Origin of the sequence: Bacteroides rodentium JCM 16496, assembly GCF_000614125.1 — a bacterium.
GTDB lineage: Bacteria > Bacteroidota > Bacteroidia > Bacteroidales > Bacteroidaceae > Bacteroides > Bacteroides rodentium.
Genome location: NZ_BAKJ01000078.1, coordinates 1 through 8,486, shown reverse-complemented (window position 1 = coordinate 8,486; position 8,486 = coordinate 1). Strand labels below are relative to the sequence as shown.

Below are 8,486 nucleotides of genomic sequence, written 5' to 3'. Positions count from 1 at the left end.
TAATGAAAAATAGTACAGCGTGTATCGCTACCACCTCCCCCTACGGGTACTCCTCCTCCCCGGAGGAGGAGAAGTAAGTTACTCCGTATTTTTTCGCAAACCAATTCTGTTCGACTATAATAAAATCAAAACAGTTTCTTAATCTCTTTCAATCCCATCTTCTCCGCCCGTTGCAACATAAATGCACGGGCGGCTTCGTATTCATTGGGAATGATGCCGTCCAAAATGGCATCCTTAATGGCACTCTTCAAGGCACCTACCTGCTGGCAAGGAGAAAGGCCGAAAGTCTTCATGATTTCTTCACCACTGACCGGAGGCTGGAAATTACGGATACGGTCGCGTTCCTCCAAATCCTTCAGCTTCTGGCGTACCAACTGAAAATTATTAAGGAAGCGTTTCTTACGCTCCATATTCTTGGAAGTAATGTCGGCTTCGCACAGTGTCATCAGGTCGTCTATATCATCACCTGCCTCAAACAAGAGACGACGCACTGCCGAGTCGGTCACTACATCATCCGCTATCACAATGGGACGCATGTGCAGGCTCACCATTTTCTGCACATATTTCATCTTCTCATTCATAGGAAGCTTCATCTTGCGGAAAATATCGGGTATCATCTTCTCGCCAATGAAATTATGGTTATGGAACGTCCAGCCCGCACGGGGTTCCCAACGCTTGGTAGCAGGCTTGGCTATATCATGCAGAAGAGCCGCCCAGCGTAGCCAAAGGTTGTCGGTCTTCTTGCTGATGTTGTCGAGTACTTCGAGCGTATGGTAGAAATTGTCCTTATGGGCGCGTCCATTGCGCGTCTCCACGCCTTGCAGCCTGACAAGTTCCGGGAATATCAGTTCCAGCAGACCACAGCGGTCCAGCTCAATGAATCCCTTAGACGGAATAGGCGACAAGATGATTTTGTTCAGTTCGTCGGCAATGCGTTCTTTGGAGATGATGGAGATGCGTTCGCGATTACGCTCCAGAGAGTCGAATGTCTCATCGTCAATATAGAATCCCAGCTGGGTGGCAAAACGGACACAGCGCATCATGCGCAAAGGGTCGTCACTGAAAGTTATATCAGGGTCGAGGGGAGTCCGGATGGTCTTTTCCTTCAAGTCTCCAATACCGCCAAAGGGGTCGACCAACTCGCCATAACGCACCCGGTTCAGGCAAACAGCCAGTGCATTGATGGTAAAATCACGGCGGTTCTGGTCATCCTCCAATGTACCGTCCTCTACAATAGGCTTGCGCGAATCGTGTGTATACGATTCTTTTCTGGCGCCCACAAACTCAACTTCCGTACCATGGTACTTCAATTGTGCCGTACCGAAATTCTTGAAAACGGAAACATGCGCCCCACGCCCCAGACGCTTACCCAGCGCCTCGGCCATGGCAATGCCACTGCCTACCACCACCACATCAATATCCTTGGAAGGACGTTGCAGGAAAATATCACGTACATATCCACCGACTACGTAACATTCCAATCCCAATTCATCAGCCGTTTCGGATATCCGCTTGAATATATCATCACTAAAATATTGCTTCAGTTCTTCTGCCGTCAAATCTATCATAAATAATGCACTAATGTAATGAATACGCAAATGTGTTAATGACCTATTAGCACATTTGCACATTAAAATGCTGCAAAGATAAAGATATTATTTCTATTTTTGTGGACTCTAACTCCAAGAACAACAAATATGAAAAAAGTAATACTCCTTGCATGCCTATGCTGTACACTCTTCTCTTGCGAAGATGTGGAGAAGAAGGCCGGTGAAAAACTACAAGCTGCCCGCGAAGCGTTTGAACTCGGCAACTACAATGAAGCGAAGATTCTGATTGACAGTATCAAGGTGCTCTATCCCAAAGCGTTCGAGACTCGCCGTGCAGGCATCGGCCTGATGCAGGAAGTGGAACTGAAAGAGCAGGAAAAGAGCCTGGTCTATCTTGACAGCATGCTTCAGGCCAAACAAAAGGATTTCGATGCCGTCAAAGGGAAATACACCTTTGAAAAAGATGCCGAATACCAGAATATCGGCAATTACCTGCACCCTTCCCAAGTGATAGAAAAAAACCTGCACCGCTCTTTCCTTCGCTTCCAGGTAGACGAGAACGGAGTCATGAGCATGACTTCCATTTATTGCGGAGCCCATAATATCCACCATGTGGCCGTCAAAGTCACCGCTCCCGACGGCAGTTTTGCCGAAACACCCGCCGCCAAAGACAGCTACGAAACCACTGACCTCGGTGAAAAGATTGAAAAGGCAGACTTCAAACTGGGAGAAGACGGAAACGTCATGGGGTTCCTTTATCTGAACAAGGACAAGAATATCAAAGTCAACTATCAAGGAGAACGCCCCTATTCCATCACCATGACTGCCGCCGACCGCCAGGCCCTTGCCAGCGTCTACGAACTGGCACAACTGCTGTCATCCATGACGGAAATAAAGAAGAATATGGAAGAAGCCAATCTCAAAATCGAATTTGTAAAAAAGAAGATGGAAGAGAGAAAAGGCAATGCACAAGAATAAAAGATGCCATTAACTGTAAATAGCTGCGGGATATCTTCTCACGAAGACACCCCGCAGTGTTTCCTTTCAACAAGAAAACTATCAATGTTAAACTTACCGGAATGTTAGAAAATTCCGGTAAGAGAGAAACTTCCCTACAGCCGCTACCATAGGGGAAAGTTTTATTTCACAATCAGTTGTCTTGTGCAAGCCCCGTATAGCGGTAACCCGCAACTTTAAGTTTGGAATAAGCCGCCGGAACATTATCGTCATCACTGAATGTTACATAAAATACAATGCTGTCAGCCGGCGTACCATGAGGGGTGGTTGCTGCTCCCGGCAGCACCTTGCCGCTTTCAATCGTCACGTTGCAGTCATAAGCCTCGTTGGCGACAGCGCCTTCCGTACTGAAAGTAAGTGCGTTGACATCCGATTTCACCCTTACTTTATATTCCCAGACATTGCCCGCATCATCTACATACATCTCAGTAGGGACATTGGCAGCCGTATTATAAGTATACAGCATGGTATGTCCTAATCCGAAGACATCCTCGTAGAGCACAGCTCCGCTTGCATCCACGCCATCCACCGTCACATACCATTCTCCGGCAAGCGCTTTGGTGGCAGTATTGCCAACCTCATCTTTTTCGCAGGAAGCCAAAGCAAGTCCTGCTGCCATAATCAATAAATATACTACTTTTTTCATACGTTTCATTTCTTATACATTGTTACATAGAAGTTCATCGGAGTATCCGTATACTCAAGATTATAAGTCATGGTTCCGGTAGCAATATCAAACGTTCCGTCAGTCAGACTTGTTGCCGAATCGCCCCAACCTGCCAGAAAACTGTCCACCAAAGATACAACCCCACCGGATACTGAAATGGTGCCCTGCATGGCATAAGTCGTGCCATAACCGGCACGTACACAATACCACCCGGCCAACAAATCATCCACAGCATAAGTGCCGTCACCGTTGTTCAGTATCAATACCGTATAGTTGCCTCCGTACGCCACTTGGGCGCCTGCACGGAGTCTATAACTCGCAGGATCCACCTCATAAACACCTTCAACGGCATCTGCCGGATCGGTAACGATGACTGTACGCGAAGCAGTGGAAGCAAAGCCGTCGGCATTCACAATGGAGTAAGTGACGGAATACACGCCCGAGTTGGCAGTATTCACGTTGGATGTCACCTTTACATCAGCCGTCACATCTTCCCCGTTCAGGATAGCGCTATAACCCGGCTCTGTATAACCGGCTCCTTTATCCAGATAAAGAGTCGTCTCACCTTCCAGGGTCAACTCAGGATAGTACGTGATGCGTGTCATGCCTGCCGTACTTTCATCATCGCAGCCAACCATCGAAACAGCGGCCAGCGCGAATATCATCAAATATAATAATTTACTTTTCATTGTTCTGTTCAATTTATGCATATTGAAATGATTGGTTACTTGCCCCAAAATACGGGTGATGTATAACCCGGGAAATCCGGAGTATTGGGGTTACGCGCAGAAGAGCTTTCCGCATACGGATAACGCTCCAGAATCTTGTTGTCGCCCACTTGTCCGAATACCTGGATAGGAGTGTAAAGCGTACCTGCCACATACTTCGATACATTGTAAGAGTCCTCATCGCCTATGGAATAGAAGTCACTGCCTTTGGCTGTTCCGAAAGTCGGATAATCCAGACGGCGCATTTCGCACCATGCCTCGAAAGTGTTTACACCGGACAGTGCCACCCATTTGGCGATACCGATACTTTGCTTATAGTTGCTCTGGTCGTAAGGATAACGGGCTATATACTCTGCGGCTCCAGCTACACCTGCTGATGAGAACGAAGCTTCTACAGCAGCGGCATAATGGGCAGCGGCCTCGGTAGCCGTGCCATAACGTGCATAGTATTCAGCGATGAAGAATTCGACTTCCGCCACTGAAATCAAGCAGACCGGAGAGTTGTAGTTCACTACCGGGCGGCACCAGTCTTGCAGCTTGCTTGTAGAACCCGGATAGTTGGTTCCGGAAATGCCGCCGATATATGTTCCCGTACTGTTGGGTGCAAAGAATGCGGTAAGGCGCGGATCCTGATATATGATGTTGTCTTCAGCATCTTTCACCTGCATAGTTCCGATGATGGCCAGATTGGCAGCTACGTTTGTCTGGGTAGAGCCCCAAGCAGAGCTGAATTCCTCGGAGTAAAAGGGATTCATCTGTCCGGGTTCGTTACTCCAACAATCCACATAGCTCACGTCCGCCGTCGGGAAGTTATCTTCAGCAATCAAAGCGGCAACTTCAGCCTGCACGTTCTTCACGTCGGCCATACGCATCAGCATTTTCAGTTTCAGTGCATTGGCAAACTGTATCCATCGGCCTGCCGTAGCAGACGGATAAAGGAAGTTGGCACAAACCGGACTTGAATTCGAGGCATTGGCAAGGGCAGCATCAAGTTCGGCCACCACCCCTTCATAAACCACTTGCCCGTCGTCGTACTTCGGAGTAGCATTGTCAGAGTTAAGTGCTTCCGTATAGGGTACTTCACCATAGCAGTCCACCAAAGCTTCGTAGACAAAGGCACGCAAGGTAGTGGCAGCCAGATAAGTCCCCCAATCCTCTTCTGCCAGCGACTTTTCAAGTACCGTCTTCAAGTTCAGCAACGCTTTTTGGGTGAACTGGGTGTAAGTACCGCTGCTGCGGGTAGCAGACATGTTGAACTGCGAATAGTCCACATAGTTGCTCGTACCGTTCAGTTGGGCATACTGCTGTGCATGATAGCCACCGGCAATGCGCAGGAAATCGCCATAGCTTGCCGCCACGTTCATCTCGATGGCCGGCATCAGCATGCCCGTTTCGATATTGTCTACCGAAGGCGAGTTCGGGTCTTCATTGATATCCAAGTAACTGTCGCAGGAAGCAAGAGTCATACTCAATGCCACAGTCGATATTAGTAATATTCTTTTCATATCTGATTTCTCCTATTTTTAGAATTTAACGCTGAGGCTGCATCCGAATGTACGGCAAGACGGTTGGTGTAAAGCTCACCGAACTGCGTAGCCAAGTCACCGTTAGTAGCCTGGGAAACTGTAGTCGACTCCGGATCGACAAAGTTATTGTCCGAAGCCGTCCATGTGAATACATTATTGCAGAATACGGTCAGTGCCAGGCTGCTCAGTGAGATGGCACGTACCCATGCCTTGGGCACATCCCAAGTCAAGCTGATGTTACGCAACTTGACGAAAGAACGGTCAAGCAGGTAGGCTTCGCCGCCGGCGCCATATCCATAGTCATTGAAGTAGGTCTGGTAACTGCCGTTGTGCTGATAGATGGGAGTGGTGTTCTCCGAATAAGTACCGTCTCCGTTGTCCACAACAGAATTGGGAATGATGAACGGACGACGGCCGTTGTAGGTTGTAGCAATTCCATTGCCGGTAAACTGCATCAGGTTCTTGGTGCGTGAGAACATATAGCCGCCCTTACGGATATCAAGTGCGGCACTCAAGGTAAAGCCTTTGTAAGTAAAGGCTGTATTTACACCGCCGGTCCAGTCATTGTTCATGTTTTTTCCGGTATCTTCAACCGAAGTCCCCAATACCGGCTGCCCGTTGGCATCCACAATGGGTTGTCCGGATTCTGTATATTTAGGCAAGTAAGTATAGAACTGTCCCATTGGCTTGCCCTCTTCCGCATACATATAGACAGCATCATTTCCGGCCGAAAAGCTATAAATGGACACTTTGCCACCCTCAAGACTTTCCGGAAGTGCGATGACCTTGTTATTGTTCTTGGCAAAGTTAAAGTCCAGATTCCAGCGGAAATCCTTTGTCTGGATGGGCACTGTATTCAGCACCAGTTCGACACCGCTGTTACGGACTTTACCGAAGTTGGTCACCATATAGCTGTAACCGGTTGAGGGGTCGACCGGCAATGTGAAAATCTGGTCATTCGTAGTACGGTTGTAGTAGGAAGCATCGATACCGAGGCGACCGTTGAAGAACTGCAAGTTCAAGCCCACCTCAAATTCTGAAGTCATTTCCGGTTTCAGCGTGGAACTGCCCTTCGTGTTGGAGGCCTGGAACGCATTGGAGCCATTCATCGGGAATTGCGCTATTCCACTTCCATAATAGCCGTTTGCCACGCCTTGAATGTAAGTGACTCCCGTCTGATAAGGGTCGGCATCATTACCCGTCTTACCATATGCCAGACGCAATTTACCAAAACTGAGCACTTTGTTTTCCGGAATGAGCCTTGTAAAAATCCAGCTCAGTGTAGCGCCCGGATAAAAGAAGCTGTTCTTGTCGATGGGCAATGTGGAAGACCAGTCGTTACGGGCAGTCAGGTTCAGGTAAACCATATCGTCCCATCCCAGCGTGACATCTCCAAAGAGTCCCACCAAACGGCGCTTGTTCTGGCTTTCTCCAAGAGTGGTTTTCGTGGCACCGTTGCTCAAATCCCAAAATCCGGTATGGAAAGTCAAATCATCCGTCTGTCCGGTTATTCTGGTAAATGAACGTTCATTCATGTTGACACCCGCATTGATGTTTACATCCAGTCTGTTGTCCAGAAACTTATCGGCATAGTTGGCAAGAAAGTCATGGTTCAACTCCAGATGACGTCCATAACGCGCATACACATACCCGCTTTGGTTCATGTTAGAAGGTGCGTAACCATAGTCATTGTCAATCAAGGCATCATCCAGTGCAATCTGCGGTGACCCTATTTTCACATCATAGTCGGTGTAGTCAAATCCCATACGGTAAGAGAATGTCAATTCTTTGATTGGCTTGATGTCTGCCTGGATTTTACCATAAATCTGCTTGGAAGCCGTATGATTGTAGTTATTCTCCAATGACCAATAAGGATTGGTGATGCCGTAAGGAGTAAAGTAAGCTTCCGGAGTATTGAAAGGCGAACTTGTATCTTTCATATCCACAATGGAGATATCACGAGGCATCTCAAACAAGCCGTCAATAACGGAAGTTCCCTGAAAGCTGCCGACGGCATCGGTAGCCGTGCGTGCAAAGTTAAGGGAAGAAGACACCTTCAGCCAGTCGGCAGCATCATAGCTGCCACGGAAAGCGATGGTATTACGTTCGAATGTATCATAGTCCTTCGGCATGATACCGTCATCATTGGAGTAAGAATAAGAAAGGTAGTAGTTCATCTTGCTGTCACCGGAAACACCACTCAGTGCGATATTGTGGTTTTGAGACCATCCCAAATCAAAGAAATCCTTCACATTATCTTTTTTGGCACTATATTCATGAATCAGTTGCTGATGATTCCAGACCGGGCCATATACCTGCAGAGAACCGTCAAGGGCAGGCCCCCAGGAGCCATTCTCGATGAATGTCTGGCCGCCGTTCCATCCTTGTCCGAACTCGTTCTGCATTTCGGGCAGCAAAGAGACCTGACGTGCCTGCAAGCTTCCATTATAGCTGATGGAGAAGTTCCGGCCATCTCCCTTCTTTCCGGTCTTTGTAGTAATGATGATGACACCGTTGGCTGCACGGCTACCATACAATGCGGTGGCAGCAGCACCCTTCAGCACAGTCATGGACTCAATGTCTTCCGAAGAGACATTGGCGATACCGCCCGTCGCCACATTCTTGCCGGAACCGGAGAACATATTGTTCTGCAAAGGCACCCCGTCCACTACATACAGCGGCTGGTTGTTGCCATTGATGGAACTGAAGCCACGGATAACGATATTGCTTACCGAACCCGGATCGGAAGAAGTGGAACTTACCTGGAGACCGGCCACCTTGCCGGAAAGTGCATTGGCAACGTTCGTTGTACGTGCGCTGATAATCTCGTCACTCTTCACCGTGGTGGCAGAATAGCCCAATGTCTTTTCCGAGCGGGAAATGCCCATCGCCGTCACCACGACCTCGTCCAACACTTCGGTGTCCGGCTTCAAGGTAATTTTCATTAATCCCTGTTTAATTGGAACTTCTTGCTGCTGCATTCCTACGAACGAAACGC

Annotated in this window: 6 protein-coding genes; 1 reads left to right on the top strand and 5 read right to left on the bottom strand. The window is 48.3% G+C overall.

Features of this window, described 5'->3' with window-relative positions; translation table 11 throughout:
* Window positions 1–125: 125 nt before the first annotated feature.
* On the bottom strand, window positions 126–1,568 hold the full coding sequence (locus JCM16496_RS19800) for a CCA tRNA nucleotidyltransferase (RefSeq protein ID WP_025836288.1): 1,443 nt from the start codon (window positions 1,566–1,568) through the stop codon (window positions 126–128).
* A 129-nt stretch (window positions 1,569–1,697) separates the two neighbouring features.
* On the opposite strand from JCM16496_RS19800, the gene JCM16496_RS19795 reads away from it, so the two are divergent.
* A complete protein-coding gene (locus JCM16496_RS19795) occupies window positions 1,698–2,528 on the top strand; it encodes an outer membrane protein assembly factor BamD (RefSeq protein ID WP_025836287.1) in 831 nt (276 codons plus the stop codon).
* A gap of 172 nt (window positions 2,529–2,700) precedes the next feature.
* Here the strand turns inward: JCM16496_RS19795 and JCM16496_RS19790 are convergent, their stop codons facing one another.
* The 4 genes from JCM16496_RS19790 to JCM16496_RS19775 are packed head-to-tail and all read right to left on the bottom strand — an operon-like array spanning window position 2,701 to window position 8,433.
* Complete coding sequence (locus JCM16496_RS19790; RefSeq protein WP_025836286.1) at window positions 2,701–3,213, bottom strand: lipid-binding protein; 513 nt, start codon at window positions 3,211–3,213, stop codon at window positions 2,701–2,703.
* A 5-nt stretch (window positions 3,214–3,218) separates the two neighbouring features.
* Complete coding sequence (locus JCM16496_RS19785; protein WP_158589302.1) at window positions 3,219–3,923, bottom strand: BT_2262 family domain-containing protein; 705 nt, start codon at window positions 3,921–3,923, stop codon at window positions 3,219–3,221.
* A gap of 35 nt (window positions 3,924–3,958) precedes the next feature.
* The gene (locus JCM16496_RS19780; RefSeq protein ID WP_025836284.1) at window positions 3,959–5,467 is read right to left on the bottom strand and encodes a SusD/RagB family nutrient-binding outer membrane lipoprotein; all 1,509 of its coding nucleotides are present in this window, start codon (window positions 5,465–5,467) and stop codon (window positions 3,959–3,961) included.
* Window positions 5,464–8,433 (bottom strand): SusC/RagA family TonB-linked outer membrane protein, encoded by a 2,970-nt coding sequence (locus tag JCM16496_RS19775; protein WP_244440509.1) that lies wholly within the window; start codon window positions 8,431–8,433, stop codon window positions 5,464–5,466. Before JCM16496_RS19775 ends, JCM16496_RS19780 begins: the two co-directional genes overlap by 4 nt.
* Window positions 8,434–8,486: the final 53 nt, after the last annotated feature.